The 26,946-nt window shown below is 61.3% G+C and carries 24 protein-coding genes; 12 read left to right on the top strand and 12 right to left on the bottom strand.

The window, feature by feature from the left end; genetic code table 11:
* Positions 1–123 precede the first annotated feature (123 nt).
* Positions 124–996 carry a Tim44 domain-containing protein gene (locus tag M8Q45_RS25195; protein ID WP_249876842.1) on the top strand — a complete coding sequence of 291 codons (873 nt, stop codon included), beginning with the start codon at positions 124–126 and terminating at the stop codon, positions 994–996.
* A gap of 138 nt (positions 997–1,134) precedes the next feature.
* A complete protein-coding gene (locus M8Q45_RS25190; RefSeq protein WP_249876841.1) occupies positions 1,135–1,542 on the top strand; it encodes an SMI1/KNR4 family protein in 408 nt (135 codons plus the stop codon).
* Between the two features lie 21 nt (positions 1,543–1,563).
* Here M8Q45_RS25190 and M8Q45_RS25185 read toward each other — a convergent pair whose 3' ends face one another.
* Positions 1,564–3,327: a cation:proton antiporter gene (locus tag M8Q45_RS25185; RefSeq protein WP_249876840.1), complete on the bottom strand. Its 1,764-nt coding sequence runs from the start codon at positions 3,325–3,327 to the stop codon at positions 1,564–1,566.
* A 263-nt stretch (positions 3,328–3,590) separates the two neighbouring features.
* Here M8Q45_RS25185 and M8Q45_RS25180 point away from each other — a divergent pair, with 263 nt between their 5' ends.
* Positions 3,591–4,076, top strand: coding sequence for an acyl-CoA thioesterase (locus M8Q45_RS25180; protein ID WP_249876839.1), 486 nt, complete (start codon positions 3,591–3,593; stop codon positions 4,074–4,076).
* A gap of 122 nt (positions 4,077–4,198) precedes the next feature.
* On the opposite strand, the gene pdxY is transcribed toward M8Q45_RS25180, so the two are convergent.
* Entirely contained in the window at positions 4,199–5,071 is an 873-nt protein-coding gene (gene pdxY / locus M8Q45_RS25175; protein WP_249876838.1) for a pyridoxal kinase PdxY, read from the bottom strand.
* Positions 5,072–5,190: 119 nt separating this feature from the next.
* Between pdxY and M8Q45_RS25170 the strand changes: the two genes are divergently transcribed.
* Positions 5,191–5,613: a DUF3301 domain-containing protein gene (locus M8Q45_RS25170; RefSeq protein ID WP_249876837.1), complete on the top strand. Its 423-nt coding sequence runs from the start codon at positions 5,191–5,193 to the stop codon at positions 5,611–5,613.
* Between the two features lie 12 nt (positions 5,614–5,625).
* Here the strand turns inward: M8Q45_RS25170 and M8Q45_RS25165 are convergent, their stop codons facing one another.
* Complete coding sequence (locus tag M8Q45_RS25165) at positions 5,626–6,591, bottom strand: CobW family GTP-binding protein (protein WP_249876836.1); 966 nt, start codon at positions 6,589–6,591, stop codon at positions 5,626–5,628.
* Between the two features lie 27 nt (positions 6,592–6,618).
* On the opposite strand from M8Q45_RS25165, the gene M8Q45_RS25160 reads away from it, so the two are divergent.
* Positions 6,619–6,972, top strand: coding sequence for an NADH:ubiquinone oxidoreductase (locus tag M8Q45_RS25160; RefSeq protein WP_249876835.1), 354 nt, complete (start codon positions 6,619–6,621; stop codon positions 6,970–6,972).
* A 60-nt stretch (positions 6,973–7,032) separates the two neighbouring features.
* Here M8Q45_RS25160 and zigA read toward each other — a convergent pair whose 3' ends face one another.
* Positions 7,033–8,241, bottom strand: coding sequence for a zinc metallochaperone GTPase ZigA (gene zigA / locus M8Q45_RS25155; protein WP_249876834.1), 1,209 nt, complete (start codon positions 8,239–8,241; stop codon positions 7,033–7,035).
* 117 nt (positions 8,242–8,358) lie between these two features.
* Between zigA and M8Q45_RS25150 the strand changes: the two genes are divergently transcribed.
* The 5 genes from M8Q45_RS25150 (at position 8,359) to M8Q45_RS25130 (ending at position 12,175) form a co-directional block, all read left to right on the top strand.
* The gene (locus tag M8Q45_RS25150; protein WP_249876833.1) at positions 8,359–8,751 is read left to right on the top strand and encodes a glutamine synthetase; all 393 of its coding nucleotides are present in this window, start codon (positions 8,359–8,361) and stop codon (positions 8,749–8,751) included.
* A 112-nt stretch (positions 8,752–8,863) separates the two neighbouring features.
* Positions 8,864–9,760 carry a GTP cyclohydrolase FolE2 gene (gene folE2, locus M8Q45_RS25145; RefSeq protein ID WP_249876832.1) on the top strand — a complete coding sequence of 299 codons (897 nt, stop codon included), beginning with the start codon at positions 8,864–8,866 and terminating at the stop codon, positions 9,758–9,760.
* On the top strand, positions 9,757–10,422 hold the full coding sequence (locus M8Q45_RS25140) for a metal ABC transporter ATP-binding protein (RefSeq protein ID WP_249876831.1): 666 nt from the start codon (positions 9,757–9,759) through the stop codon (positions 10,420–10,422). The genes folE2 and M8Q45_RS25140 overlap by 4 nt, the downstream gene beginning before the upstream one ends.
* Positions 10,422–11,288: a metal ABC transporter permease gene (locus M8Q45_RS25135; RefSeq protein ID WP_249876830.1), complete on the top strand. Its 867-nt coding sequence runs from the start codon at positions 10,422–10,424 to the stop codon at positions 11,286–11,288. Before M8Q45_RS25140 ends, M8Q45_RS25135 begins: the two co-directional genes overlap by 1 nt.
* 11 nt (positions 11,289–11,299) lie before the next feature.
* Positions 11,300–12,175: a metal ABC transporter substrate-binding protein gene (locus M8Q45_RS25130; protein ID WP_249876829.1), complete on the top strand. Its 876-nt coding sequence runs from the start codon at positions 11,300–11,302 to the stop codon at positions 12,173–12,175.
* Between the two features lie 76 nt (positions 12,176–12,251).
* Here the strand turns inward: M8Q45_RS25130 and M8Q45_RS25125 are convergent, their stop codons facing one another.
* Complete coding sequence (locus tag M8Q45_RS25125; RefSeq protein ID WP_249876828.1) at positions 12,252–12,773, bottom strand: DUF3617 domain-containing protein; 522 nt, start codon at positions 12,771–12,773, stop codon at positions 12,252–12,254.
* 141 nt (positions 12,774–12,914) lie between these two features.
* Here M8Q45_RS25125 and cls point away from each other — a divergent pair, with 141 nt between their 5' ends.
* Positions 12,915–14,354, top strand: a complete 1,440-nt coding sequence (gene cls / locus M8Q45_RS25120) for a cardiolipin synthase (protein ID WP_249876827.1) — start codon at positions 12,915–12,917, stop codon at positions 14,352–14,354.
* On the opposite strand, the gene cfaB is transcribed toward cls, so the two are convergent.
* The 5 genes from cfaB to hflK (M8Q45_RS25095) form a co-directional block, all read right to left on the bottom strand.
* A complete protein-coding gene (gene cfaB, locus M8Q45_RS25115; protein WP_249876826.1) occupies positions 14,351–15,538 on the bottom strand; it encodes a C17 cyclopropane fatty acid synthase CfaB in 1,188 nt (395 codons plus the stop codon). The two genes, cls and cfaB, sit on opposite strands and share 4 nt — an antisense overlap.
* A gap of 189 nt (positions 15,539–15,727) precedes the next feature.
* Entirely contained in the window at positions 15,728–17,623 is a 1,896-nt protein-coding gene (locus tag M8Q45_RS25110; protein ID WP_249876825.1) for a cation-translocating P-type ATPase, read from the bottom strand.
* Positions 17,620–18,672, bottom strand: coding sequence for a protease modulator HflK (gene hflK / locus M8Q45_RS25105; protein WP_249876824.1), 1,053 nt, complete (start codon positions 18,670–18,672; stop codon positions 17,620–17,622). The genes M8Q45_RS25110 and hflK (M8Q45_RS25105) overlap by 4 nt, the downstream gene beginning before the upstream one ends.
* Positions 18,669–19,715, bottom strand: coding sequence for a protease modulator HflC (gene hflC, locus M8Q45_RS25100; protein ID WP_249876823.1), 1,047 nt, complete (start codon positions 19,713–19,715; stop codon positions 18,669–18,671). The genes hflK (M8Q45_RS25105) and hflC overlap by 4 nt, the downstream gene beginning before the upstream one ends.
* A complete protein-coding gene (gene hflK / locus M8Q45_RS25095; RefSeq protein WP_249876822.1) occupies positions 19,712–21,673 on the bottom strand; it encodes a protease modulator HflK in 1,962 nt (653 codons plus the stop codon). The genes hflC and hflK (M8Q45_RS25095) overlap by 4 nt, the downstream gene beginning before the upstream one ends.
* 195 nt (positions 21,674–21,868) lie before the next feature.
* Here hflK (M8Q45_RS25095) and lpdA point away from each other — a divergent pair, with 195 nt between their 5' ends.
* Positions 21,869–23,269, top strand: coding sequence for a dihydrolipoyl dehydrogenase (gene lpdA / locus M8Q45_RS25090; protein ID WP_249876821.1), 1,401 nt, complete (start codon positions 21,869–21,871; stop codon positions 23,267–23,269).
* Between the two features lie 267 nt (positions 23,270–23,536).
* Here lpdA and M8Q45_RS25085 read toward each other — a convergent pair whose 3' ends face one another.
* The gene (locus tag M8Q45_RS25085) at positions 23,537–25,684 is read right to left on the bottom strand and encodes a hypothetical protein (protein WP_249876820.1); all 2,148 of its coding nucleotides are present in this window, start codon (positions 25,682–25,684) and stop codon (positions 23,537–23,539) included.
* Positions 25,671–26,864: a DUF3142 domain-containing protein gene (locus M8Q45_RS25080; protein WP_249876819.1), complete on the bottom strand. Its 1,194-nt coding sequence runs from the start codon at positions 26,862–26,864 to the stop codon at positions 25,671–25,673. Before M8Q45_RS25080 ends, M8Q45_RS25085 begins: the two co-directional genes overlap by 14 nt.
* Positions 26,865–26,946 lie beyond the last annotated feature (82 nt).

The following is a 26,946-nucleotide window of genomic DNA, read 5'->3' as shown; positions in this document are numbered from 1 at the left end:
CTTGCACAGCCGAACCTGAACCTCAGCTGTCACGCAAAAGCCCGAAACACTCTGCCGCTAGCCAGCAACAGTTCAGCTGTGCAACATGGCGCGCGTGCTATCCACAAATGGGAATGCCTTTATATGAAACGTTTTCTTAGCATCGCCATGGCGTTGTGCATCGGCCTGACGATGGCCATCGACGCCAATGCCGCCAAGCGTTTTGGCGGTGGTAAAAGTTCGGGCGCAGCCCCGACTCACCAGACCAGCCAGATGGCGCCGTCCTCTGCCGCCGGGTCCACTGCCGCCACCGCAGGCGCGGCCGGCGCTGCTGGCGCCGCTACCAAGGCCAGCGGCGCTTCCCGCTGGCTCGGCCCCCTTGCCGGTATCGCCGCCGGTGGCCTGCTCGCTTCCATGTTCATGGGCGACGGTTTCCAGGGCATGCAAATCTTCGACATCCTGATCATGGCGGTCATCGCCTTCCTGGTCTTCCGTTTCATCGCAGCCCGTCGTCGCAAGCAGCAGGAGCAGTTCGCTCCGGCCGGTCATGCGCCGATGCAGCGTGAAGTGTTCAACCAGCAGCCTGCCGGCGGTTCGATCTTCGGTGGCGCGGCCGCTCCAGTGGCGCGTCCAGTGATCAATGCGCCCGCCTGGTTCAACGAACAGCGCTTCATCGAAGCGGCGCGCAGCCACTTCATGTCCTTGCAGCAGCACTGGGACGCGAACGAAATGGACAAGATCGCCGAGTTCGTAACCCCACAACTGCTTGAGTTCCTCAAGCGCGAGCGGGCCGAGCTGGGTGACGGCTACCAGTCCACCTACATCGATAACCTGCAGGTGCAACTGGACGGCGTCGACGATCGCGCCGACAAGACCATCGCCACCCTGACCTTTATCGGCGTGTCGAAAGACTCCCGCTTCGACCAGGGTGAAGCGTTCAGCGAAAGCTGGAACATGGAACGCGCCCAAGGCGAGAACCAGCCTTGGCTGGTGGCTGGTATCCGCCAGAACGGTTGAACCTTTTCGCGTTTCGCATGTTGAAATAAAAGAACCCCGGCACTTGCCGGGGTTTTCTATTTCGCAGTTGCATCTATGGCGGGCTACTGTATAAACCGCCCATATAAAACCGCGCCATCGAGAAAGAGGATCCCGGACGTGGAAGAAATCATCGAACAATTACGCGAAGCCAACGAACCCGTGCCGGTTCCGCTGGAGTTACCTGATGAAGATCTGCTGGTAGAAATCGAAGAGCAGTTGTTCATCGATATCCCCTTCGTATTCAGGGAATTTTTGCTGACCGTCAGCGATGTCGTCTATGGCAGCCTGGAACCGGTGACTGTTACCGATCCGCAATCCCATACCTACCTGCCGGACGTAGCGGCCAACGCCTGGGACGCTGGCGTCGACCGGAGCCTGATTCCGATTTGCCAGGACGGCGATGATTATTACTGCGTCGAAGAAGACGGCACCGTGGTGCTATGGCTGGCCGAGGAAGAACTGATCGCCGAGGAAACCTGGGAGTCGGTCTGGCATTGGGCACGGGACGTCTGGCTGGAAAGCTGATCCGCCAGAGCCCGGCGCTGGTCAATGCCCGGACGATTCCTTGTGATTGTCCAGCGTATCGAGCAAAGCCACCTGCATCCGCGTGTGCAGGCGGACAAACCAGCGCCAGAGCAGCGCCGCCACGACAGTCGCCACCACGGCAATCAGCAACAGCAACTTGTTGGTCGGCAAGATACTGGCCGACAAGGCTGCCAACAGCAGGAAGATCACCAGCAGCGACAGGATAGGGATCACTTCGGCGATCACCCGACGCACGCGCTGGGTATGGCGGCCGGCCATCTCCGGCTTTACGCCCATCTCCGCCAGCAGCATCGACAAGGCCTTGAGCTTGCGGTACGCCGCGATCAGGAACGGCAGCGACAGCAGCAACGCTGCGCCCCAGATCAGCGCCTTTTGCCAGCTCGGGTCGCTGATCCACACCTGTAGATAAGCCGCCATCCCCTCGGCGAAGTACCCTCCGGAAACAAAAATGGCAATGACCAACGCCAGGTTGACGCCGACTTGCAGCAGGATTCGCCGGATCATGGAGGCCAGCATGGCGCCCTCACCCTGGGGCTGGATACTGCGCAACCACTCGCCATACATGCCCAGCACGCGCGCCAGTCGTTGCGGCATCGCCGATGCCAGCCTGACGGACAATGGATCAGCGGCCCGGATCAGATAAGGTGTCAGCAGCGTGGTGAGCACCGAGACAGCCACCGCCACCGGATAAAGGAAATCGCTGGTGACCTGCAGGGTCATCCCTAGCGACGCGATGATGAAAGAAAATTCGCCAATCTGTGAAAGTCCCATCCCAACGCGCAGTGAGGTGCGCCCATCATTGCCCGCGATAAAGGCACCAAGACCGCACGAAAGCATTTTACCGAGCACCACCGCACAGGTAATCACGGCTATCGGCCACGCGTATTGGAGCACTATGGCCGGATCGAGCATCAGCCCGATCGCCACGAAAAAGATTGCGCTGAACAGATCGCGCACCGGCTCTACCAGCCGCTCGATTTTCAACAGCTGTTGGGACTCGGCCATGATCGCGCCGATCAGGAATGCCCCGAGCACCATGCTGTATTCCAGCTTCACCACCAACAGGCAAAAGCCGAAGCAGAGCCCCAGTACCGTAATCAACAGCATCTCGTTACTGTCGAACTTCGCCACATAGGCCAGCAACCTGGGCACCAGTAGAATGCCGATGACCAGCGCTACGATCATGAATAACGACAGCTTGCCGACTGTCGATAACACCTCGCCCGAACTCACCGTACCGCTGACCGCGATGCTCGAAAGCAACGCGATGATGCCGATGCCAAGGATGTCCTCGACAATCAGGACGCCGAATATCAACTGCGCAAAGCGCTCGTCCTTCATCTTCAGGTCATTCAGGGCCTTGACGATAATCGTGGTCGACGAGATGGCGAGGATGGCGCCGAGGAACAGCGAGTCCATGGCATTCCAGCCGAACCAGCGCCCGATTTCATAGCCGATCCAGATCATCAGGACGATTTCCAGGAACGCCGCGATGAACGCCGTGGCCCCTACCCTGAACAATTTGCGCAGGCTGAATTCCAGGCCCAGGCAGAACATGAGAAAGATCACCCCGAGCTCGGCCAGGGTCTTGATGGTTTCTTCGTCGTGGATAAAGCCGAACGGCGGCGTGTGCGGACCGATGATGAAGCCCGCGACAATGTAGCCAAGCACCACCGGTTGCTTGAAGCGATGGAACAGTACGGTAACCAACCCCGCCGCCAGCATGATGATCGCCAAGTCTTGTATGAAGCTGATGGCATGCATGGTGGGGCTCCTTGCTGACATGACTCATGCGGAGTCGGATAGGTCCGTTTCTCTTGTAGGAAATACCCAGATGAGGGGCTTTTGCAGGTTAACACCGGGACTTCTGGCAAAAAGACGGTGCAATATATGGAAACAGATCCACCGAAGCGTGACGGCTCGCATCGGCGCAGCGTCCCGATATGAGTGGTTTGTATCTGGTAACCACAACCCAGCGCCCGCAGAGGCGCCCATCCTGAACTGCTGCCTTGAACCGTGAGAACGTTATGGAACCCGGAAACGCCCAGCTGTCGATGACGGTGTTGATGACCCCCGACATGGCCAACTTCTCTGGCAATGTCCATGGCGGCACCTTGCTCAAATACCTGGATGAAGTGGCCTACGCTTGTGCCAGCCGTTACGCCGGCCGCTACGTGGTGACGCTGTCGGTCGACCAGGTGATTTTCCGCGAGCCGATTCATGTCGGTGAGTTGGTGACGTTCCTGGCTTCGGTGAACTACACCGGCAACACGTCGATGGAAGTGGGCATCAAGGTCGTGACCGAGAACATTCGTGAGCGCTCGGTGCGCCACACCAATAGCTGCTTCTTCACCATGGTTGCGGTGGATGACTTGCGCAAGCCGGCCCCCGTCCCGCCGTTGCAACCGCAGAACAGCGAAGAAAAACGGCGCTATGAACAAGCCCAGCAACGTCGGCAGATTCGCCAGGAGCTGGAGAAGCGCTATCAGGAAATCAAGGCGGACGGGCCTTAACCAGCCGCAGAAATCAATAATGAGGAGCGAGCTTGCTCGCGATGACGATGTCACAGCCAACGCTATGTTGGACGTGAGGCCCTCATCGCGAGCAAGCTCGCTTCCACAACGGCCAGCATCGATCAGAGGCTGATTGGCACTGCCTCGAACCGCACACGCGGATGGGCGATACGGTCCTGGGCGCGGATCAACTGCAGCTCGTAACTTGCGCACGCTTGGGTTTCCAACAGGACCTCATGCACGGCCGCAGCGGTGAATTCGAAGGCCGCCACCAGGCTGTCCCCCAACAATATCCGCGCCAGGAACAACCCCGACGTGAGGTCGCCCACCCCCACTGGTTGGCGCGGAAACGCCAGCAGCGGACGGCGCAAATGCCAACTGCCATCAGCCGTGACCAGCAGCATCTCGAAACTGTCTTCGGGCTTGCCGGGGTAAGCCAGGTGTTTGACCAGCACGAGCTTCGGACCGCGGGCCAACAGCGCACGGGCCATGGCCAGACAGTCGAATAATGATTGCGCCTTGCGCCCCGAGAAACTGTCCAGCTCCAGTTGGTTCGGGCACATGATATCGGCCACGGCAGCGGCTTCCTCCAGCAGGAACTCGCTGACCTCGGGCGCCACGATACAACCCTTCTCCGGGTGCCCCATGACCGGGTCACACAGGTACAGCGCCTTTGGGTTGCAAGCCTTGATCCGCGCCACACCTGCCAGAATTGCTTGCCCCTGGGCCGCGCTACCCAGATAACCGGAGAGCACCGCGTCGCAATTGCCCAGCTCGCCGATGGCGGCGATGCCCTCCACCAACAGCGGTATCTGGGCGGGCGCGAGCACTTCACCGGCCCATTGTCCGTACTGGGTGTGATTGGAAAACTGCACGGTATTGAGCGGCCATACGTTTACGCCGACCCGCTGCATCGGAAACACGGCAGCGCTGTTGCCGGCATGGCCAAATATCACGTGGGACTGGATGGCAAGCAGATGAGGCGTACGTTTCATGCGGGAAGTTTCCGTAAAACGAATGAAATTCAAGCCGCGCAGTATGCGACTAAACGCAGCCTGTACGACAGGCCGGAGACCCAGTTAAGCTGACGGCAACTTGTTGGAGCTTTCCGTTCATGCTGACCCTTGGAAATATTTTCGTGCTGATGCTGCTGGCTACCGGTGGCGCCTGGCTGTGGCACAACCATGGCTTGCGCGAGCGCGCCTTGGCGAGGGTCATTCAACATTGCGCCAACCTCAAGATCGAGCTGCTGGACGGCAATGTCGCGCTGCGCAAGATCGGATTCGTAAAGGACGCCAGCGGACGACGTCGCCTGGCGCGTGTCTACAACTTTGAGTTCACGGTGACGGGCGAGACCCGTCATTCGGGTACGATCACTCAGTTTGGTGCCCACAGCGCCCACATCGAACTGGCGCCCTACCCGATGCCGTTCGAAGAAACCCCGCCTGCACCGATTGAATCGGTCCAGACCCGGCCCAGAGCTGAGGTCATCGAGCTCAGCCAATGGCGCCAGGAGCACAATAAGTGGAAGCCGTGAAACGCGACTGATTCACGGACATCGGCAATTTGCCAGGCTCGTTTGCAGCGCAACCACGTCCTGCGGTTCGGCGAAGATCAGTTCGATCCGTGAATCCTGTCGCCACTCGCTGGCCTGCCACTGCAACGACGCACGCTCCACTGCATTGGCCGAGACCCAACCGTCAGCGCTGTGGATAACCATCTTCGCCCGTTTCCAATGCGCGCCGTCGAGCCAACGCGTCACCGCGGCCGCATCAAAACGCTGGGACGGATGCCACCGCCAACCAATGCTCCAGCCTTCCCCCTGCTGCTGATACAGGCATATCGGCGCCATCGGATCAGTCCAGATAGCCGGGATTTGCCCCAACCCTACAGGTAGGCTCAGGTTATCCACAGCGCCATCGCCCCGAGCCGAGATGCCTGGCAATCGACTCATCGGCAGCTCAGCCTGTTGCGTCCAATACACGCCAAGCGCAGGCAACTGGGCGATAACGCGCGCCCGATCGTTGTCGGTGAGGCCTTCGGATTTGTTCAGCACCAGCAATCCGGCATCAACCAACGCCTGTCGCTGTGTATCAGGCAATGGCTTGCCGTCCGCCATCGCTCGGGCATCCAATACCATTACGCAGGGTTGGACATCCAACACGCCGAGCCAAGGCGCCGCGTTCAATTGACGCAGCAGTTGCGCCGGATGACCCAGCCCGGAAGGTTCGATGAACAGCCTGTGGGGCCGAGCCTTTCGCAGCAAGCGACCCAGGCCGATCTGAAACGGTGCGCCGTTGACGCAACATAGGCAGCCCCCGGCCACTTCGCCCAATGCGATACCATCGGTGGCCTGGGTCAGCAGCGCGGCATCCAGGCCGACCTGGCCGAACTCATTGATCAGCACCGCCCAGCGTTCATCTGCGGGGCGTTGGGCCATCAGGTGCCTGATCAGGCTGGTCTTGCCGGCGCCCAAGGGTCCAGCGATGACATGGGTCGGGATGTCTTGCAACATAGTCAAAGGCTTTGAGTGGAGGTGAAGATGCGAATGATCGGTTGGCTGTTACTGGCTTTGGCTTCGAGCCAGGCCATGGCCCAGGCGTGTATCGTACACAGCCAGGCGGAACGCCTCGACGTGAAGGTCTGCCAGCAGAACCGCAACATTCCGCAGAAGCTGTTTGCCGACGGTTTCTGCCAGCCGAGCCTGCCCGGTCAGAAAGTCGACGTGCAATACGTGGACCAGTGCCCTGGCGGCGCGTTTGGCATCTGCAGCAATGCCCAAGTCGCCAATATGCCTTATCACCAGGATATTCACTATTACGGCGTGGCGACCGATGCGGCTTATCTCAAGCCGTTCTGCGAAGGAAAAAGCCAGGGCACCTGGCTCAAGCCTTGAGCCAAGCGATCCGGTTTGATGGCATTGAAGCGGGCCCTGCGTGCCTGGGGAAGCGACGAATCAAGCCGCGACCTCGTCATGCCACGGGCCGAATGGGTCCGGTAACAGCCGCCAGGCTTCCATGCCCTGGGCCATCTCCGCGTCGGTAAGCAAGCAGGCGTTCAGTTCTTCGGTGAGTTGATCGAAATCTATATTCTGGCCGATGAACACCAGCTCCTGACGGCAATCGCCTGTCGCCGCCCGCCAGTTCTTCATGATCGTGGCGGTACTGTCCTCATCCTGCGGCCAATGATGTTTCGGCACGAACCGCCACCAACGTCCGGCAAACCCATAACGCATCAACCCGCCGGCCTGGGACCAGCTTCCTGCTTCTTCAGGTTTGCTCGCCAACCAGAAAAAACCCTTCGAACGCAGGAGCCTGCCATTGGGCCAAGGACGGTCGATGAAGGTAAAAAAGCGCTCGGGATGAAACGGCCGACGTGCCCGGTAAGCCGTCGAGGCGATGCCATACTCTTCGGTCTCCGGTACAGGTTCGCCTCGCAAAGCTTGCAGCCAACCAGGTGCCTGGGCGGCGCGTTGAAAATCGAAAAGGCCAGTGTCGAGAATGCTGGCCAGCGGCACCTGGCCCATGACCATGGGAACAATCCGCGCGTGGGTGTTGAGACGCTCCAGGATCGCGGTGAGCTCCTCTCGCTCCTGTTGGCTGATCAAGTCGATCTTGCTGATCAGAATAACGTCGGCAAATTCGATCTGCTCAATCAGCAGCTCAGTGATCGAGCGCTCGTCCTCCTCACCCAAGGTTTCGCCCCGGGACGCAAGGCTTTCGGCCGCGTGGTAATCCAACAGAAAATTTACGCCGTCGACCACCGTCACCATCGTGTCGAGGCGCGCGACATCGGCAAGGCTTCGGCCTTCCTCATCGCGAAATGTGAAGGTTTCCGCCACGGGCAGCGGCTCGGATATGCCTGTGGATTCGATCAACAAATAATCAAAACGCCCTTCCCTGGCGAGCTGCCCGACTTCTTCCAGCAAGTCCTCGCGCAACGTGCAACAGATGCAGCCGTTACTCATTTCCACCAGTTTCTCTTCGGCACGATTGAGGGAGACATCTCGCTGGACTTCGGTGCCATCGATGTTGATCTCACTCATATCGTTGACGATCACCGCGACACGCAGGTTTTCTCGGTTGCGCAGGATGTGGTTGAGCAACGTGCTCTTACCGGCACCGAGGAAGCCGGAAAGAACGGTTACGGGAAGGCGATTGGGCATCAGGTTTATCCTCATCGGTGGCCGTTCCGGCTCGACATGTATGGGCAGGCAGATTTACGTTATACTATAACAATACCTTCGTACCCACCTGCAATCCTTATTGACTGAGAACGATCCATGCGCAGTTCTGTGAGATTAATGACGGCGGGGGTGTTATTGCTTTGGACGGTCTACGCGTCAGCTCAAAACCCGCTCTTGGCGAATTGCACCCGCAGCGCGAATTTGCTGGCGTGTGTCGATGGTTACGGCAATGTCTACAGCGTTCAAACGAGTGGAAATACCCTCTATACACGCGGATTCGAGGCTGTGAGCCACCGCTATTGGGCACAAACGACTAGCCGTTATGGCCTGCTCACATTTTTCACGGGCTTGGCATCGGATGGAGAAAGTTGGGTCGGGTATAACCGGCGAGTTGGCTGGACAACGATCAATCGTTTTTCAAGCTCTGGCGGGAGCAAAGGTGCGTTCATATGCAGTCGCCTCAACGGCTGTCAGGACTCGCCGCGCTGACGTTTCACGTGGAACAGCCCGACAGGCAAGTGAAACTCCTTTCATGGGAAAGCTATTCACAAAGCAGACGTTATACTATAACGTCGAATTTTGAATTCTTTGCGGACCTCTCATGAATGCGTTAACGCTGCCCGACGTCGCTGCGCAGATTTCACGCCAAGCGCTTCCCCTCGATTGGGTCGGCATGTGTGGAATCGCCTTACCCGTGCTGTTAGGCGGCCACCGTCTCCAGGCGATGGCCGATGCAGGCGTCAGCCTGGATGACCCTGAGGCCCGCGGGATCCATATGTCACGCTTGTATTTGGCGTTGGAAACATTAGAAACGACGGAGCTCTCGCCGAGGTTATTGCATCGAATTTTGCAGCGTTTCCTTGATAGTCATGACGGCTCGTCCCACTCGGCTTCATTGACGGTCCATACCGATCTTCTGCTAAGGCGCCCGGCACTCATCAGCCCCTTGGCCGGCTGGAAGCGCTATCCGGTGAGCATCGAAGCTAGCCTTAAAAACGCGATGTTCCACGTGGAACTTCGAATCCAGATTCCCTATTCCTCCACCTGCCCTTGCTCGGCGGCACTCGCTCGACAATTGATCCAGCAACAATTCGTCAACGATTTCGCAAACAAGACGCTGGAACACGCCGAGATCCTCGCCTGGCTGGGCTCGCCAAATGGCATCGTGGCTACCCCTCATAGCCAGCGCAGCACGGCGACGCTGACCCTGCGGTTGAACAAAGAGATCGAGGACTTGCCGCTCCAATCATTCATCGATGCAGCCGAAGCAGCCCTCGGTACTGCGGTGCAAACCGCCGTCAAGCGCGCCGACGAGCAGGCGTTCGCGCTGGCCAACGGCCAAAACCTGATGTTTTGTGAAGACGCAGCACGGCGACTCACTACAGCCCTGGCAAAGCCTTCACTAATCGATGCGCTGACTGTAAGGGTCGTTCATGCCGAAAGCCTGCACGCCCATGACGTAGTGGCCGAAAGTAGCTGGACGCGAGGCGGATCATGATCAGCTGCCACGCCCTGCGCTGGGGCGCTCCCGGACAACCGCTGACACCGCCACTCACGATGGAGCGGCCAGCAGGAAGCCTCACAGCTATCATCGGGGCAAACGGCTCGGGCAAAACCAGTCTCTTGAAGGTATTCGCAGGCCTGCAAAAACCTCTGGCCGGCAAAGCCGTCGTCAACGTACCCAAGCGCGGCGGCATTTCATTCCTGCCGCAACAGCAACACCTGGATCGTCAGTTCCCCATCAGCCTGCAGGAGTTGGTGGCCGCCGGTGCTTGGCGGAGCTCACACACACCGGCGATACGGCGTCTTCGACTGGAGACCGTGCTGGAAGACTGGGCCCTGAGCGGACTCGGGCAACGCCCCTTGATGGCATTGTCTGGAGGCGAATTGCAGCGCGCCCTGCTCGCCCGATTAAGTCTGGCTGACGCACCGCTGTTGTTGTTGGATGAACCTCACGCCGCCCTCGACGAACAGGGCCAAGTGCTGCTGTGGAAACACCTTCACCGCTGGCATGCCGAGGGCAAAACCGTCGTGGTGGTGTGTCATGACCTGGGCGCGGTACGCGAACATATTCCGCACACCCTGCTAGTGAGTCATTCGGGATGCACCCTGGGCCGAAGTATCGACTTGATTGCGCAACCCCGCGCGTGGGTGGCCTGATGCTTGCGGCCATCCATTTTTGGCAACCGTTCCAGGAGTTCGTCTTCATGCGCCGGGCCTTGCTGGGCGGCCTGGTGTTGGCCTGCAGTACAGCGCCGCTGGGCGTGTTCCTGATTCTGCGGCGCATGAGTCTGATTGGTGACGCGGTGGCCCACGGCATTTTGCCCGGCGCCGCGCTGGGTTTCTGGATAGCAGGGCTCAGCCTACCGGCCTTGACGTTGGGGGGCTTGGGCGCGGGGTTGAGCATGGCAGGGCTCGCCGCTTGGATTACTCGCCGTACTGGTCTGCGGGAGGACGCCAGCCTTGCAGCGATTTATCCGATTTCCCTGGCGGCCGGCGTGTTGATTCTTGGCTTGGCCGGTAAACGCCTGGACCTGCTGCACTTGTTGTTTGGTTCTGCATTGGCTGTGGACGGCCCGACCCTGAGCGGCATGCTATGGGTCTGCGGAATCAGTCTTGGAGCAATGGCCTTGATTTATCGACCGCTGCTGCTCGACACCCTGGATCCCCTGTTCCTGCAAACAGTCAGTCGCCTGGGTCCGTTGGCCCATGGTGTGTTCCTGACCTTGGTGGTGTTGAACCTGGTGATCGGTTTCCAGGCCATCGGCGCGCTGATGGTGGTCGGCCTGATGATGTTACCGGCGGCCGCCTCACGGTTCTGGAGTCGACGCCTGCCCATTCTGATGATGATCGCGGCACTGCTCGGTTGCATCTCGGTGTGGCTGGGGTTGCTGTTGTCTTTCAATTTCTCGCTTCCCAGCGGGCCGGCCATCGTCCTGGTGGCCGGCGCGTCCTACCTGCTGTCCGTGGTATTCGGTCCGGTGCACGGTCTCCTGCACCGCCCGCCCCAGCTCACATCCCAATGAGGTGTTTCTCGATGCGCGCCCTGCTCCTGATCTTCAGCTTGATGCTGTCCTTGTCCCTGTCCGCCGCCGAAAAGCTCAAGGTAGTGACCAGCTTCAGCATCCTTGCCGACATGACGCAACAAGTCGGTGGCGAACACGTCCAGATCATCAACATGGTTGGACCGGACGCCGACGCGCACACCTACGAACCCACGCCGGACGACGCCAAGGCGCTGCTCGGGGCCAGGTTGATTATCAAGAATGGGCTGGGCTTCGAGCCGTGGCTCGATCGCCTGGTGACCAGCACGGAAACCAAGGCTGCGGTGATCAACGCCAGTCGAGGCGTGATCCCGCGATCGCTGAACGAAGATGGCGAGACGGTCCCCGATCCGCACGCCTGGCACAACCTCGCCAACGCACAGCTGTACATCAGCAATATCACCAAGGCACTCGAAGCGGCGGATCCGGACAACAAGGCCGACTACGAACGTAACAGCCAGGCGTACCTGAAAACGATCTATACGCTGCTTGCCGAAGCCAAGGCCAAGTTCGGCGCGCTGCCGCCAGGCAATCGCAAGATCGTTACGTCCCACGATGCGTTCGGTTACCTGGGCCAGGCCTATGGCATCGAGTTCATGGCGCCGCAGGGCCTGTCCACCGAACGTGAGCCCTCGGCGGCAGAAGTCGCCGCGCTGATAACCCAGATCCGCCAGGCGAAAGTCAAAGCGGTATTCATGGAGAACATCAAGGACGCGCGCCTGCTCAAGCAGATCGCCGATGAAAGCGGCGCGCATATCGGCGGCACGTTGTACTCGGATGCCCTGGCCGCGAGCGGCCCTGCCAGGACATTTACCGGGCTGTTCGAGTACAACCTCAACACGCTCTACGAGGCGTTGAGCCGGCCGTGACCGCTCGCAGCTTCTAATGCTGGCCCAGCGGGGGAAGCAAACTCCCTCGCCACGAATCCATCACATCCAGCCCGGGTCAGGCCCTCGGCTTGACCGTCCCGCAATCCTGCCCCAGCCACACGGCACGGGTATCCAGGCTACCGTTCTGCTGGATGCCCGTAGCGTTGAACGTGCCGTTGACCTTGGTAGTGAATTCCCGATCGCTCTGGAAGGTCGCGATACCATTGCCCTGGGCTTTCGGGCAACTGAAACGGAACTTCCATTGATTGCCAGTGCGCTCGGTGATCTGTTGCTTGCACCCGGATTGCGGATCCTGCAGCGGAATATCATTGGTCTGCACTTGCGCAGGCGTCAGGCAGACCCGAATGCCTTTTCCGCCCATGGTGATGCCCTGCTTCTCGAGCATCGCCCGTTGCTCCGGGGTCATCTGGGTTTGCAGCTGCCCAAGGATCAATTGCAGATCCGGCAGATTCTGGTTATCGACTTTCATGTTGCTGGTGGTCAATTCCCACAGTCCCGGTTGAAGCATCTGCGCCTGAGCCGCCAGAGGAACCGACAAGCCAACCGTCAAGGCCAAACCCAGCAGACGAACATTCATTGCAAACACTCCAGAGGACAAGTGGCCGTTAGACGCCGCCCGCAGGCTTCGGTTCAGGCCTGGGGCGAGCGAATTAAATAGCGACATTCGTCGTGGAACATGGTCTGTTAAGCATTGAAACTTCAGGAGCACGGCAGCCCCATGGATTATTTCGGCCCGCATGTTTTCGGTTACCTGATCGCGCTGCTTCACACCCTGGGTTCCATCGCCGCCGTTCACGCGGTGCTGACGGTGCGAACCGCCCAAGGCTCGATAGCCTGGGCCCTTTCGCTGGTGTTCATTCCCTATCTGACACTGATTCCATACCTGGTATTTGGTCGCAGCACCTTCGACGGCTACATCAAGGCGCGTCGGCAGGCCAACGAAGAAATGCGCAAGGCAATCTCCGAACTGAACTGGCGGCCATGGGTTGAAGAGGCACTCACCGCGCGCGCCTCCCAGGCCTACGCGTCACTCAGGGCGATGCCAAAACTGGGGCGAGCACCGTGCCTGGCGAACAATCAGGTGCGCCTGCTGGTGAATGGGCAAGCCACGTTCGAGGCAATCTTCCAGGCCATCGATAACGCCCGGGAAGCGGTCCTGGTGCAATTCTTCATCCTCCACGACGACCGACTCGGCCAGCGCTTGCAAGCGTTGCTCCTGAAGAAGGCCGCCGAAGGCGTGGCGGTGTATCTGCTCTATGACCGTATCGGCAGTCATTCCCTGCCCCACCGTTATGTCCAGGCACTGCGCGACGGCGGCGTCCACGTCAAGGCTTTCGCCACGCGCAGCGGCTGGCTCAACCGATTCCAGGTCAACTTTCGCAACCATCGCAAGATCGTCGCCGTGGACGGTGTGCTGGGGTTCGTTGGCGGCCACAACGTAGGCGATGAGTATCTGGGTGAAAAACCGCCCTTGGCCCCTTGGCGCGACACCCACGTCGAAGTACGCGGTCCGGTGGTGGCAAGCATGCAGGAGTCGTTCGCCGAAGACTGGTTCTGGGCCGCCCGCTCACTGCCACCGCTGATCCTGCCCGATACCTACCCGGACGGCGGCGTGCTCTGCCAACTGCTTGCCAGCGGCCCGGCAGACGCCTACGAAACCTGCTCGCTGTTTTTTGTCGAGGCCATCCACGCGGCCAACGAACGAATCTGGATTACCACACCGTACTTCATTCCCGACGAGGCGGTATTCGCAGCCCTGCGCCTGGCCGTGCTGCGTGGGGTGGATGTGCGCATCCTGTTGCCATCACGCCCCGACCACAAGATTGTCTACGCAGCGTCCAGCCTTTATGCGTTCGAAGCCGTTCGGGCCGGCGTGCGGGTGTTTCGTTATGAGCCGGGATTCCTGCACCAGAAAGTCGTGTTGATCGACCAGGAGATCAGCGCCATCGGCAGCGCGAACCTGGATAACCGCTCGTTCCGATTGAATTTCGAAGTGATGTTGCTGACCGTCGACATCGGCTTTGCCAGCGAAGTGCAGCAGATGCTCGAGCAGGATTTCGCCCAGGCCCACGAAGTCGCCAAGCAAGAAAGCCGGGAGACCCACCGCCTGCAGAAGATCGGCATGCGGATCGCCCGGCTTATTTCCCCGATTCTTTAAGGCGTGTAGATATCGTCACGGGTCCAGGGCAAGTCATGGCTACCGTCGGCGTGGGCCTTGACCGCGAGGACCTGGTGCAGGTTTATCCAGCCCTTGGCAAAGGCGTACGCGCAACCGGCCAGATAAAGCCGCCAGATCCGCAGCGCCTGTTCCGGTACTTCCTTGGAAGCGGCTTCGAGGTTATCTTCCAGGCGCTCGCTCCAATGATCGAGGGTCCGTGCGTAATGCATGCGCAGACTTTCCACATCAACGATCTCCAGCCCTGCTTCACTGATCTCGGCGGAGATCATCGACAGATGCGGCAGCTCGCCGTTGGGAAAGACATATTTCTCGATGAAGTCGCCAGCGCCCCGACCTACCGGGCGGCCATCGGTGTGCTTGGCAGTAATCCCGTGGTTCATCACCAAGCCACCTTCGCGCACGGCCCCGAACAGCGTCTTGCAGTACTGGGTCAGGTTGGCGTGCCCAACGTGTTCGAACATCCCGACGCTGACGACTTTGTCGAAACGACCGTCCTGGGGCAAATCCCGGTAATCCAACAACTGAAGCTCGACCTGGCTTTCCAGGCCTTCAGCCTTGACCCGCTCGCGAGCCAGCTCCAGCTGGGCGCGGCTCAGGGTAATGCCGAACACCTTGGCCCCGAACTCTCGCGCCGCGTAACGTGCCAACCCACCCCACCCGCAGCCAACGTCCAGCAGGTAGTCGCCGGGTTGCAGGCGCAGCTTGCGACAGAGATGGCGAAACTTGGCCTGCTGCGCCTGTTCAAGGGTTTCGCTGCCGGTCTCGAAATAGGCGCATGAGTACGCCATGTCGCTGTCGAGCCAGAGCTGGTAGAACGCATTGGATAAATCGTAATGGTAGGAGATCGCCTTGGCGTCGGTTTCCTTGTCGTGGACCGTGCGCACCGGCAGGTTACTGTCGTCTTCGTCCACCAGGGCCTGGCTCAGCTCGTCACAAACTCGAATGACTTCATGGATCGAGCCTTCGAGTTCGAGTTTGCCTTCGACGAACGCCGCACCCAATGCATCCAGGCTGGGATGGGTAAATTGCGCAACCATTTGTGGGTCCTTGACCACAATCGTCACGCTGGGATCGTCACCCAGCGCGAATTCATGGCCATCCCAGAGCCGCAGCCGAAGCGGTAGATGCAGATTCTGCAAGGCCGGTGGAAGTTGAGCGAGCATGAAAAATCCCCCTTGTTTCAGACGTCTGAAATGAGGGTAGCCCATGGTAGAAAAATAGCTGGCTATCGAATTTATAGCCTTTTTCTATCGTTCTTCTAAATCTACTGTTTTGAGCAGTAACTGCCTGAAGTGGTGCTACCTCTCGTAACTGACTGCGCGCGCCTTCAACAGTTCGCTCACGTAAAGGGCCTAGAGCTTCGGCAGCGGCTCCTGGAAGCGTAGCAGTCGTCCGGCATTGCCCAGTACCAACAGCGTACTCAAGTTATGCAGCAATGCCGCGATCATCGCCCCCGCGGCGCCAAGCCAGCCGAATGCGGCGAACGCGACGATGGCCAGCGTCCAGCCCAGACCGATGATCACGTTGACTTGCAGCGTGCGCCGGCACTGCCGGCTCAGTCGTACGCAAGTCCCGAGGCGCCGCAAGTCGCTGCCGATCAACACGATGTCCGCCGACGCCAGCGCGATATCCGCGCCACCCGCGCCCATCGCCACGCCGACCACGCCAGCCTTGAGGGCCAGTGAGTCGTTGATGCCGTCCCCCACCACCATGGGCCGGAAGCCGTGGTCGATCTCGGCCATGACCCGTTGGAGTTTATCTTCCGGCAAGGCCTGGGCCTGCAACTCATGAATACCGACCTCCTGGGCCAAGGCGTTGGCCACGCTCTGGCGATCACCCGTCAACAGCAATTGGCGTCCGAGGCCAAGCGTGCGCAATTCAGTCATTGCCAGCCGCGCTTCTGGCTTGACGCTGTCGGCCAGCAACAGCCAAGCGAGGAATTGTCCGTCCAGGGCCAAGCCGGCAATCGGGCCGTCATGGTTGGGTACGGCCGTGGTCTGGATGCCCAGCCTGGCGAACAACTCAGGACGACCGAGCGCAGCTTCGCCCTCCCCGGTCATGGCGACCACGCCCAAGCCCTGGCGCTCATGAATGTCGGTGAGCGGCAAATGTTGATGTTGCTCCAACAGGCCGGCCAGCGCGCGGCTGACCGGATGGCTGCTGGCCGATCCCAGGCTGGCGGCCAAGGGCAACACTATCGCCAGGTCGTCCTGGCTCCCTTCGATCGATTGCAAGCGCAAGGTGCCGTAGGTCAGGGTGCCGGTCTTATCGATCACCAGCGAAGTCAGGTCTGCCAACTCTTCAAGGAAAGCCGAGCTGCGGATCAGAATTCCATGACGCGCTGCAACCGCAATACCGGCAATCGCCGTGGCCGGCGCCGACAGCACCAAGGCGCAGGGGCACGCCGCCACCAGAACCGCGAGCATCGCCTGGGCATCGTTGGTGACGAACCAGGTCACCGCCGCCAGCAACAACACCAGCACCAGATAACTGCCGGCGTAGCGCTCCAGCAGCCGCGTGATCGGCGGCTTCGAGCGTTCTGCGTTTTGCATCAGCGCGATGACCTTGCCCAGCGTCGACTCATCACCGATGCGAGTAACCTCCAGGCGCAACACACCGTCGAGGTTGATCGCGCCACCAAAGACCTCGACCCCCACACTCGCCTCCAGGGGCACCGACTCGCCGGTGATGGGCGCAGTGTCGAGGCTCGCCTGGCCGGACAAGACCCGACCGTCCGCCGGCACTCGATCACCGGCGCGCACCTCCACCACATCGCCGGGCCGCAGGGTGCCGTTATCGACTTCGATGATCGAGCCGTCCGCCTGCACTTTGCGGCCCTGGCTGCGGGTCAGTTGGCCGAGGGCGTGAATCGCTTCCTGGGAGCCGATGACGCTGCGCTCCTCCAGCACGTGGCCGAAGATCATGATGATCGGCAACAACGCAGCCGTCAGCAGGTCGCCGGTGGCCCAGGCACCTAGCATCGCCAGGGCGATCAACTGATCGGTGATGCCATGCAGGCTCGGATAACGCAGGCTGTACCAGGCGGACCGCATCACCGGCACGGCCACCAACAGCGAGGCGGCCCCCAGCAGCAATTGACTGACGCCGCTCTGCTGCGGCGACCAGCCACGCCAAGCCAGGCCCAACGCCAGCAAACCAAGGGCGAGCATCGCCAGGGTCAATTGCCGAGCGGCTGAACGCTGCTCGGCTGAAGACAACATCGGTGAAGCAGCGGCTTGAGCGGTCATTGTCCGGCTCCCTGGATGATCAGACGGGAATCGTCCTTTGGGTCGACCGTGGTCACTGAACCTGCCTGACGAAGAATGCCCGGCATGCGTTCACGGTACAGGCGCAGCAGCATTTGCGGATCGCTGCCCTGGGCCTTCGCCAGCCCAGACACCGAGGCTGTGTCGGCCGAGGCCTTGGCGAGTCGTTCGCTGGCCTGGGCATGGGCGACTTGCACCGCACGATCAGCTTCCTGGCGGGCGGCCTGGCTTTGTTTCTCGGCTTCGGTGCGAGCATTGGCGACCGCCTTGTCGGCCTGCTGGCTGGCGGTCAGCACGGCGTTGAAGGCATTGACCGCCGGCCCCGGCAGGCTCGATTGCACATCGACCCGGACCACTTCGATGCCCAGGCCCTGCCCTGTCGCGGCGAGTTCAGACAGCCGTCGGTTAATGCCTTGTACCAAATCACCACGCAAGCGTTCACGCCGTTCGGCGGCCTGGCTGTCGCTGCCCATCAGTTCAGGACGAGCTACCAGAATGGTGTCGAGGTCCCGAGCAGCGGCAAGCGCCACGGCACTGCGAGTTGCCAGGCGGTCGAGTGCCGGCAAGACGTGCTCGCCTTGCAGAACGAAGGCGTAAGGCTCGGTGACCTTGTAGAACACCCGAACATCCAGTTGCACCACGCCCGAGTCGCCGGTCAACAAATAACCGGAACCTGCCAGGGCATCGCTGACCGGAGCGGCAAAACTGGCCACACGATCCGCTTGCAGCGCCGCATCCGAACGCAGCAAATTCTCCACCCTGCGTTCCAGGACTCGATCCGCCGCCGGGAGCAAGATCACTTGTTCCACGGGACGCGGCCAGGCCAGTAAAAGCCCCGCATTCTGGATTCGATCGAGCGCACCAAAGTGCAGGACCACTGCCCGATCCTGCGGGTCGATTTGTCGAACATTCGAAAAAATCCAAGCCAACGCGGCCAGCACAGTGACGGCATAAAGCGCCAGATAAGCCAGGCGCCCCGCCTGAATCCATGGACTCGACAATTCATTTGTTCCACGTGGAACCAAACTCATGGTCGCTTACCGTCTTTCTGTTCCTCGGTGGGAGGGCCGTCCACCAGGACGCGGAATGGTGCCGCGTCGGTGCGCAGGATCAACTTGCTACTCGGGCTGACAATCGTGCCCAAGGTGTCCAGAGAGCGCAGCAGATTGTATAGCTGCGGAGACCCCGCGTAGGCCTTGCCATAGATTTCGGCGGCATCCACTCGCGATTGCGCTTCGATGGCCGCGGCCTTGACGGTCGCATCGGCCTGCAGGACCCGCGCGTCACGTTCAGCCGCCGAGCGAATCTGCGCCGCTTCGCGCTTACCGATGGCGGTGCGCTCCGTGGCGATGGTCTCGCGCTCGGCGCGCATACGGTCCACCGTCGCGTTGAGTGTCACCGAGGGCAAGGTCAGGCGTTCGATGCCAACCTGCAAAACCCGCACGCCGTAGGTCTTGAGGAGTTGCTGCTCGATCTGCTGGCGCAGTTGGGTTTCGAAATCGACGATTTGGACTTTGGTCGCATCGGTATTGACCAGGTTCGCCAAGTCGAAACTGGCGGCCGTGGTTTCCAGGGCTGAGCCGACAAAGGTGCGAATCTGCCGCGCGGCTTCATCCGGCTGATTCTGCACCGCACGCATGAAACGCTGCACATTGTCCGGGTCGCCCTGTACCTGCCAGGTGACATAGGCCTGGATGATGATCCGGAGGCCATCCCGCGTACCAACATCCTGCAAGCCGCTGGAAGTGGTACGTAGCCGCAAGTCCACCGGGATCGCCGCCTCGAACGGTGCCGGCCAGCGCCAGCCCAGGCCCGGTTGCAGCAACACCCGCGCGGGGTTGCCGAAACGCGTAATGACCGTGGCCTCGCCCGAGCGCACTTGCACCAGGCTCGCCGCCGCGATGGCAAACGCCACCAGCAGACCCGCCCACCCCATCCGCCGCCAAGGAAAGGGCCCGGCGGGCTGCGGATCGCCATGATGAGGGTGATGATGCCCGTGGTGGTGGCCGTGATGATGGCCGGCATGGGCATGATCGGTATGGTCGTGATGGCCGTGTGAAGAAGACTGGCTCAATGGGCAGCTCCTGGCTGGACAGGGTTACGTGGCGATACGGGGTCTGTCGGCAATGTGAAGGTTCGCAAATCGATGGTTGGCAGGCTGCCGTTGGCGCCGAGGCGGTGGTCGAGGATCAGCAGGTTCGCCTTGCCCAGCCCTTGGCTCAGTTGCCCGAGGTATTGCTCGAGCACAAAGGCATGGCCGGCTGTCGCGTAGGCTTTGCGTTCGGCTTCAAAGCGCAAGTTCGCGGCCTGCGCGGTGGCGTTGATTTCCCGGGCCGCAGCCTCGGCCTGGTCGTGTGCATTGCTGGCCTGCAGTTGCGCCTGGTTGGTTTGCTCTGCAGCGGCGCCACGCTCCCGGGCGATCAGTGCCTGGGCACCGATCTGCGCAGCTTGTACCCCGTGGTAGGCATTGGCCGCGCCAGCCGGTGGGTGAATCGCCTCGACCACGGTGGCCAGGATTTCCACGCCACTGTCGAGTGACTGCAAGTCGGCCTGTACGGCCTTGCCGATTTCCTCGGCCAGACTGATCCGATCGGCACCCAATAATCCGTCCAATGTGCGTGAAGCGAACTCATGAACCAGGATGCGGCTGGCGGTGCTGCGGATCAGCGACGGCACATCCGTGCTGTTGTAAGTCGCCGCCAACGCCGCCGCATCCGTCAGGCCGATGCGGTAGACGAAACGCACGTCCATGTTGACGATCTGGAAGCTCTGTTGATCGGCGCGCTGACTGGCAATGACCTGGGACTTGTCATTGACGTGACTGGCGTCCCACAACCGATTGGCCATGGCGGGAGCCGGTCCTTCCGCCGGTTCAGCCTCGGCAGGGATGCGAGCGTCGCCGACACTGGTTGCCAGCTCATGCACGACGCCGTTCTCGACGCTCAGCACCCTGCCCCACGGCCAAGGCAATCCGACGTGCAGACCCGGGCCGAACACCTGCGCCGGTTCGCCGAAGCGCTCATAAATGCCGCGCGCTTGCAGCGGCGCTTCATGCACGCCCGTCAGCAACCAACCCACCAGCGACACCACCGCCAATACCGGCCAGAACGCCCGGCGCATGTAACTGAACGCCCAGATCTGGCGCAGGTCGATGCCAAAGCGATTGTGCAACTCATGCTGCAGGGCCAACAGCGGCCGCGGTGGCCAGCGCAGCAGGTCGGCGACCACACTTCGCCCCAGCAACGTTGGCTCCAACGTCTCGCGCCGTGCGCTGAATAATGCCAGCACTGCACGAAGCAACAACTCCATCGCCACCAGCCCCGGCAACACGCCGATCAGCACCGCAAGGCGCACCGGCCAGACTGACGTTTCCCCGGCGCAGAGCAGGCAGAAGGCGCCCAGCACGAGGACGATGATCGCCACTCGCGTCAGTTGTGCCAGCGGCAGCGCTTCTGGCCACTCGATCACAGGTTGTTGCGCCAAGTGCCGCTCAAACACCAACAAGCCAAACGCCAGTGACAACGACACCACCGCGCCAACACTGGCCGCCATACCAAGGGAAGCCGCCGGTAAAGCCAGGTTCCAGGCTTGCTCCAGACTCAGCAAGATCAGCATCGCCCAGCCGGCAAGCCATAAGACAGGCGCCCCGATTTGCTTCAACAAACCGTTCGACCGAGTGCTGATTCGCTCAAGCAGTCGCTCGTAAGCGCCCAGGTTATCAACAGGCTCGCTGGGCACAGGCGAGATATCCACAGCCGGCTGCAGCGTCGTGCGGCGCCATTGCGTCACCCACCACGCCGATTGCAGGCCCGCCACCAGCACCCAAAGGCTGGCGCTTTGGCCCACCAACAAGGCCGGCCACACGGATTGTGGTGAGAACACGCCGATGAAAAACGCCAGCACCAGTCCGAAACCCGCCAGACCGCCCAACGCAAATGCTATCCGCTTCAAGCGGCGCCCTTGGAAGGCGGCCTGCTGGAAGCGCGGCCATTCGGCCACTTGTGCGTCTTCAACCTCAAGATCGACTTGCATACCACCCCAGCTCGTGGCGACCAAAATCCGGACTGTGGTCTACGCCACTGCCGTTCCGTTACGTGTCGTTACCTTATAACTATTGCTGTGAAATTTCTGTTTTGAATTCTTCACGATAGGCCTTGAGCCTTGACCGTGATCCTTCGACGCGCTCATATTATGAGCATAATTTTTCAGCCATGCGGGAGATCGGTGATGAGCAATTACGACGTGATCATTCTGGGCGGTGGACCCGGCGGCTATAACGCGGCCATTCGAGCCGGACAGCTTGGGTTGAAAGCCGCCTGCGTCGAAGGCCGCGCCACCCTGGGCGGCACCTGCCTGAACGTCGGCTGCATGCCCTCCAAGGCGCTGCTTCATGCGTCTGAACTCTACGAAGCGGCCAAAGGCTCGGAATTCGCCCACCTGGGCATCAACGTCAGCCCTACCCTCGACCTCGCGCAGATGATGAAACAGAAGGACGAAAGCGTCGCGGGCCTGACCAAGGGCATCGAGTTTCTGTTTCGCAAGAACAAGGTCGACTGGATAAAGGGCTGGGGCCATATCGATGGGCCCGGCAAAGTGACCGTCACCGGCGAAGACGGCGCCAAGGTCGAACTGAGCGCCAAGGACATCATCATCGCCACCGGCTCGGAACCGACGCCGCTGCCCGGCGTGGACATCGATAACCGGCGCATCCTGGACTCCACCGGCGCGCTGTCCTTGGGCGAGGTGCCCCGGCACCTGGTGGTGATTGGCGCAGGCGTCATCGGCCTTGAGCTGGGTTCGGTCTGGCGACGCCTGGGGGCCCAAGTGACCGTGGTGGAGTACCTTGATCGCATCTGCCCGGGGGCGGATGGCGAGACCGCCAAGACGCTGCAACGGGCCTTGGCCAAACAGGGGATCGCGTTCAAGTTGAGCACCAAGGTCACCCGCGCGGAGTCTTCCGAAAAGGACGTGCAATTGCAGGTCGAACCGGCGTCAGGCGGCGAGGCACAGACCCTGGATGCCGACTACGTGCTGGTCGCCATCGGTCGTCGGCCTTACACCCAAGGGCTGGGCCTGGAAAACGTCGGCCTGGCGACGGATAAACGCGGCATGCTCGCCAACCAGCGCCATCGCACCGAAGCCCCTGGCGTTTGGGTCATCGGGGACGTGACTTCCGGGCCGATGCTGGCCCACAAGGCCGAGGATGAGGCCATGGCCTGCCTCGAACAGATCGTCGGCAAGGCCGGTGAGGTCAATTACGACCTGATCCCCAACGTCATCTACACCCGTCCGGAACTGGCCAGCGTCGGCAGGACCGAAGAGCAGCTCAAGGCCGAAGGCCGCGCCTACAAAGTCGGGAAATTCCCGTTCACGGCCAACAGCCGGGCGAAGATCAACCATGAGACCGAGGGGTTCGCCAAGGTCCTGGCCGATGAACACACCGACGAAATTCTCGGCGTGCACCTGGTCGGCCCGAGTGTCAGCGAAATGATCGGCGAGTACTGCGTGGCCATGGAATTCGGCGCCTCGGCCGAAGACATCGCGCTGATCTGCCACCCCCACCCCACTCGCTCGGAGGCGTTGCGCCAGGCGGCGATGAACGTGGAGGGGATGGCGACGCAGATGTAGCAGGCGACGATCCCATGGGAGCTTGCTCCCGCTGGGTCTGTAGGAGCTGCGGAGCGAAGCGAGGCTGCGATCTTTCCCCAGCCACTTGAATCTCAAGCGAAAGATCAAAAGATCAAAAGATCAAAAGATCAAAAGATCAAAAGATCAAAAGATCGCAGCCTCGCTTCGCTCGGCAGCTCCTACACAGCTCCTACACAGCTCCTACAAAGCCCAGCGGGAGCAAGCTCCCTCGCCACATGTCCTGCGTTTTTACTTCAATGAGCGGCATCACCCCGCCATCCGAGCCTTGCGCTTGCGACGGCTGATCAACGCCAGCGCAACGGCGACCACCAGCACCGCGCCGCCCACTTCCAACCAGATCTTGAATGGCCGCAGCGCCGAGCGAACGGGCGCCAAGGCCTGGGTCACGTAGCGTTTGTTGGCCTGGTCGAACGCCGGTTCCGGGCATTGGTGACCGAAATCCCACGCCCACTCCACATAAGGCCCCTCCTTCACATAACGCTGGTACAGCGCGCTTTGTTCTTCGAGGCTGGAGTTGTAACCCACTGCCCTGCACAACACCGCCGCGAACGCCTGGCTGGTATGCGGCAAGTGATCGGCGGCCTGGCTCGCCAGCGCCGTGGCGACAAAACGGTAGTGGTAGCGCACGTCCGGTTGGGCGGCGCTGGCCTGTTGCCGTTGCACTTCGCCTTCCGCCACCAGCGGGCCGACCTTGAGCTCCACCGGTTCAAAACTGTAGTTGCCTTCCAGGCTGGCGTAATCCGGCGCCATTTCGTAGCCCAGCAGTTGCATGCCGGACCGGCGCGCGATGACGGACGCATTGAAATACGCCTCGGCTCGGCTGGTCGGCAACCATTTTGACTCGGCCTCCTCACGTAGTTGTCCGTAGGCACGGGCCTTGGCCTGCAGCTCGGGATTATCGAAATAGGCCGGGGCTTCATCGTAGCGACCCTCGCGAAGCAAACGACGGCCCAGCAGGTTGCGCAGATTCGCCGCCACCGACAACGGTACGTAATTGTCTCGATCTTGCTGGCTCAACGGCGGTGGTGCCGGGACCTGTGCATCGACATATTGCTTGAGCTCATCGACGGTCAGCACACGCTCGGCGACGGTCGCCGCGTCATACCAATAATTGTACTGACCGCGATAGAGCTGATCGAAAGCTTGCAGGTAGTCGCCCCGTTGCAGCGCCAGGATCGCGCTTTCGCCATCGACCCGGCACTTGGGTTGTACTGTCTCGTAGTCCCAGTCCGGCGTGCGTCGGCCGCCCCAGGATTCGTCTTTGGGAAATGCCTGGGCGGCTTTGGCATAAGCCACCGCCGCGGCCCCCTTGTCACCGTCGCGCAGCGCGAGCTTGGCTCGTACCCACCAGGCCAACCCGGTGTCGGCGGCCTTCTCCACGAAGGCTTTGGCGCGGGTGTAGTCACCGTGTTGATAACTCACGGCGGCCAAGCGGTCGGCATCCTCCAGGTCGCCTTGGGCACTGGCTTGCAACAGCTTGACGAGGGTTTTCTCCCCGGACGGCTCTTCACCGTCCCACCAGCCAACGCGACTGAGCAGATAAGCCGTCACCAGGCGCTGGACCGCCTTGGCCTTGAGCAACTCGCGCAGGCGTTCTTCCGGCTCGACGCTCAAGCCGCCCGCCAACTGCAGCAACGAACTGTAGCCCACCGGGGAGCCTTGCAGATTTTGTGTCGCGTACAGCCCGATGGCGCTGTCCCAGTCATCAGCGGTATAGGCCACCCTGGCTTCCTCGCCGAGGCTGGAGACGCCCAACTCCAGCGGATCGCTGAAGCCGGCAATGCTCAGCTCGCGGACCTGGCGAAACGCTTGCCGCGACTGATCCAGCAACACGGCGGGTTCACCGCTGCCGGCCTCGGCGCTCATGGCAAACAACGCACGGCCCAGGGAATACGCCGCCCAGGTGCTGCGCAGGCGCCGCTCGTCGGCCGGCAACGCCAGCAACTGCTGGAAGGCCTCGACGGCGCGCTGATGATCACCGGCATTGAAGGCCGCCGCGCCAACCGCGTACAAGCGCAGCTCGGCGGGCAGGTTCGCCGCTTCAGCGGCGACCTGTTCGACATCGCCCAACGCTCGCAAACGCTCCACCACGGCTTGTTGCGGCGGGGTCAGGCCAAGCTGTTCAGCCTGGGTGCGCTGTTCCACATAGGAGGAAACGTCGTCGTAGCTGTAATCGGGATTGCGCGTCGCCTCCGTGGTCGGCTTCAACCCGGCAATGGCCTGGCCGAGACGGCTGATCTCGAAACGAAAGCTGCCTTCGGGCAATTCCGCCAGGGATTGGGCGCGGTTATCCAGCAGGCGCAATGGGAAATCCGGTCCGCAGGCCCACGCGTGACCCAGCGGCAGACTGAGGCTCAGGCACAGCAGGCGACGAGGCCACTTACGGGTAGACATTGAATCCTCCTTGGTCAATTTTCGTACAGCGCGCCCAGCCGATCGCCCGCTGGGCACCGGCAGCCAAGCGGCCTTCCTGAATGCGGGTGAAGGTAAGCAGTCCGGGGGTTTGTTGCAACGTATAACCGGCCAGGGCATCGACCCCATCACACGCGCTCACCGCCAGGGTCAGGCGCTGGGGCCAAGGCAGGTCGAGGTTGCCCTGGTTTACCAGGCGGATATCGTAGAGGCCGTCCCTCTCCTCCAGATGGACCGCCAGGCGGCTTTCCAGGCTTTCGCCACGGGCCACCGCGCCAAGGGTCGCCAGGCTCCAGACGCGCCGGTCCCCCACCAGCGGCAGGCGAAACCAGATCAACCCGCTCAAATGCCTGGGCGGTTCGGCGCGGAGCTTCATCACAAGCCCGGCCACTTGCTGCGGATCGGCCAGCAACTCCCGACGCTCGCCGCCCCGGTCGATAGGCACTTCGCTCTCCACCATCGGCGCCCCGCTTTCCTGCGTCAGCAGCGCCACGCCGTACGCCGGCAGGGCCAGGTAGAAGGGGCGCGAAGTGGCATCGCCCCAGCGCTCGGCCCAGCGCCCGGCCTGTTCAGCGTCAAACAAGCCTTGGCGCGGATCGCTGACCGCATGCACCTGCAGGACACTGCTGTCCACGGTCTTCAACAGTTCGGGCAATTCAGGGCTGCTGAGCCAGGCCGGCAACGCGGTGATGCTCAGTTGCAAGGTCGCCGGCAAGGTTTGCCGGAGCCGGGCAAGGAAGGTCCGATAGGCTGGCAACCGTGCGTTGCCGGCGTCGTGGTCGATTTCAATCCCCACCGGCGCCAGGCCCAGGGCTTGCCAGTCGCCAAGCAAGTGCTGGATCCGTGCGATCACGTCGTCTTGGTCGAGGGCTTTGAGCTGGCCGTCCAGGCGAATCACCGCAATGAGCGGTCGACCGTCAGCCTTGAGCAACGCCGCATCGATACGCGCGCGACTCCAGCCGGCGCCGGGAAACGCCTGCAGCGCCAGCACCCGCAAGCTGGAAAAATCGCCACGGCTCTGCCGCAACGCGCCTTCATGGGCCGGCGTCCATTGGCGTTGCCAGACATAGAGTTGTTGATCGAGGACGGTCGGCGCGGGCTGGTCACAGCCGTTCAAAAGCAACGCGGCCAGCGCCAGCGAAAGCCTGTGGATAAAAGTCATGAAGCGTAGCCACCCCAGGAAAGGCTGGCAGATTAACGCTTCCGTGGTCTTACAGAAACCAGCGGCGAGGACGATTGCACCC

Origin of the sequence: Pseudomonas sp. T1.Ur, from assembly GCF_023516725.1 — a bacterium.
GTDB classification, from domain to species: Bacteria; Pseudomonadota; Gammaproteobacteria; order Pseudomonadales; family Pseudomonadaceae; genus Aquipseudomonas; species Aquipseudomonas alvandae.
This window is presented reverse-complemented; position numbering and strand designations above follow the sequence as displayed.

What these genes read in the sequence shown, in the direction of transcription:
- M8Q45_RS25195 (WP_249876842.1), top strand. Translation starts at nt 124, where the DNA reads ATGAAACGTTTTCTTAGCATCGCCATGGCGTTGTGCATCGGCCTGACG.
- M8Q45_RS25185 (WP_249876840.1), bottom strand. Translation starts at nt 3,327, where the DNA reads ATGCATGCCATCAGCTTCATACAAGACTTGGCGATCATCATGCTGGCG.
- M8Q45_RS25180 (WP_249876839.1), top strand. Translation starts at nt 3,591, where the DNA reads ATGGAACCCGGAAACGCCCAGCTGTCGATGACGGTGTTGATGACCCCC.
- pdxY (WP_249876838.1), bottom strand. Translation starts at nt 5,071, where the DNA reads ATGAAACGTACGCCTCATCTGCTTGCCATCCAGTCCCACGTGATATTT.
- M8Q45_RS25170 (WP_249876837.1), top strand. Translation starts at nt 5,191, where the DNA reads ATGCTGACCCTTGGAAATATTTTCGTGCTGATGCTGCTGGCTACCGGT.
- M8Q45_RS25165 (WP_249876836.1), bottom strand. Translation starts at nt 6,591, where the DNA reads ATGTTGCAAGACATCCCGACCCATGTCATCGCTGGACCCTTGGGCGCC.
- M8Q45_RS25160 (WP_249876835.1), top strand. Translation starts at nt 6,619, where the DNA reads ATGCGAATGATCGGTTGGCTGTTACTGGCTTTGGCTTCGAGCCAGGCC.
- zigA (WP_249876834.1), bottom strand. Translation starts at nt 8,241, where the DNA reads ATGCCCAATCGCCTTCCCGTAACCGTTCTTTCCGGCTTCCTCGGTGCC.
- M8Q45_RS25150 (WP_249876833.1), top strand. Translation starts at nt 8,359, where the DNA reads ATGCGCAGTTCTGTGAGATTAATGACGGCGGGGGTGTTATTGCTTTGG.
- folE2 (WP_249876832.1), top strand. Translation starts at nt 8,864, where the DNA reads ATGAATGCGTTAACGCTGCCCGACGTCGCTGCGCAGATTTCACGCCAA.
- M8Q45_RS25140 (WP_249876831.1), top strand. Translation starts at nt 9,757, where the DNA reads ATGATCAGCTGCCACGCCCTGCGCTGGGGCGCTCCCGGACAACCGCTG.
- M8Q45_RS25135 (WP_249876830.1), top strand. Translation starts at nt 10,422, where the DNA reads ATGCTTGCGGCCATCCATTTTTGGCAACCGTTCCAGGAGTTCGTCTTC.
- M8Q45_RS25130 (WP_249876829.1), top strand. Translation starts at nt 11,300, where the DNA reads ATGCGCGCCCTGCTCCTGATCTTCAGCTTGATGCTGTCCTTGTCCCTG.
- M8Q45_RS25125 (WP_249876828.1), bottom strand. Translation starts at nt 12,773, where the DNA reads ATGAATGTTCGTCTGCTGGGTTTGGCCTTGACGGTTGGCTTGTCGGTT.
- cls (WP_249876827.1), top strand. Translation starts at nt 12,915, where the DNA reads ATGGATTATTTCGGCCCGCATGTTTTCGGTTACCTGATCGCGCTGCTT.
- cfaB (WP_249876826.1), bottom strand. Translation starts at nt 15,538, where the DNA reads ATGCTCGCTCAACTTCCACCGGCCTTGCAGAATCTGCATCTACCGCTT.
- M8Q45_RS25110 (WP_249876825.1), bottom strand. Translation starts at nt 17,623, where the DNA reads ATGACCGCTCAAGCCGCTGCTTCACCGATGTTGTCTTCAGCCGAGCAG.
- hflK (WP_249876824.1), bottom strand. Translation starts at nt 18,672, where the DNA reads ATGAGTTTGGTTCCACGTGGAACAAATGAATTGTCGAGTCCATGGATT.
- hflK (WP_249876822.1), bottom strand. Translation starts at nt 21,673, where the DNA reads ATGCAAGTCGATCTTGAGGTTGAAGACGCACAAGTGGCCGAATGGCCG.
- lpdA (WP_249876821.1), top strand. Translation starts at nt 21,869, where the DNA reads ATGAGCAATTACGACGTGATCATTCTGGGCGGTGGACCCGGCGGCTAT.
- M8Q45_RS25085 (WP_249876820.1), bottom strand. Translation starts at nt 25,684, where the DNA reads ATGTCTACCCGTAAGTGGCCTCGTCGCCTGCTGTGCCTGAGCCTCAGT.
- M8Q45_RS25080 (WP_249876819.1), bottom strand. Translation starts at nt 26,864, where the DNA reads ATGACTTTTATCCACAGGCTTTCGCTGGCGCTGGCCGCGTTGCTTTTG.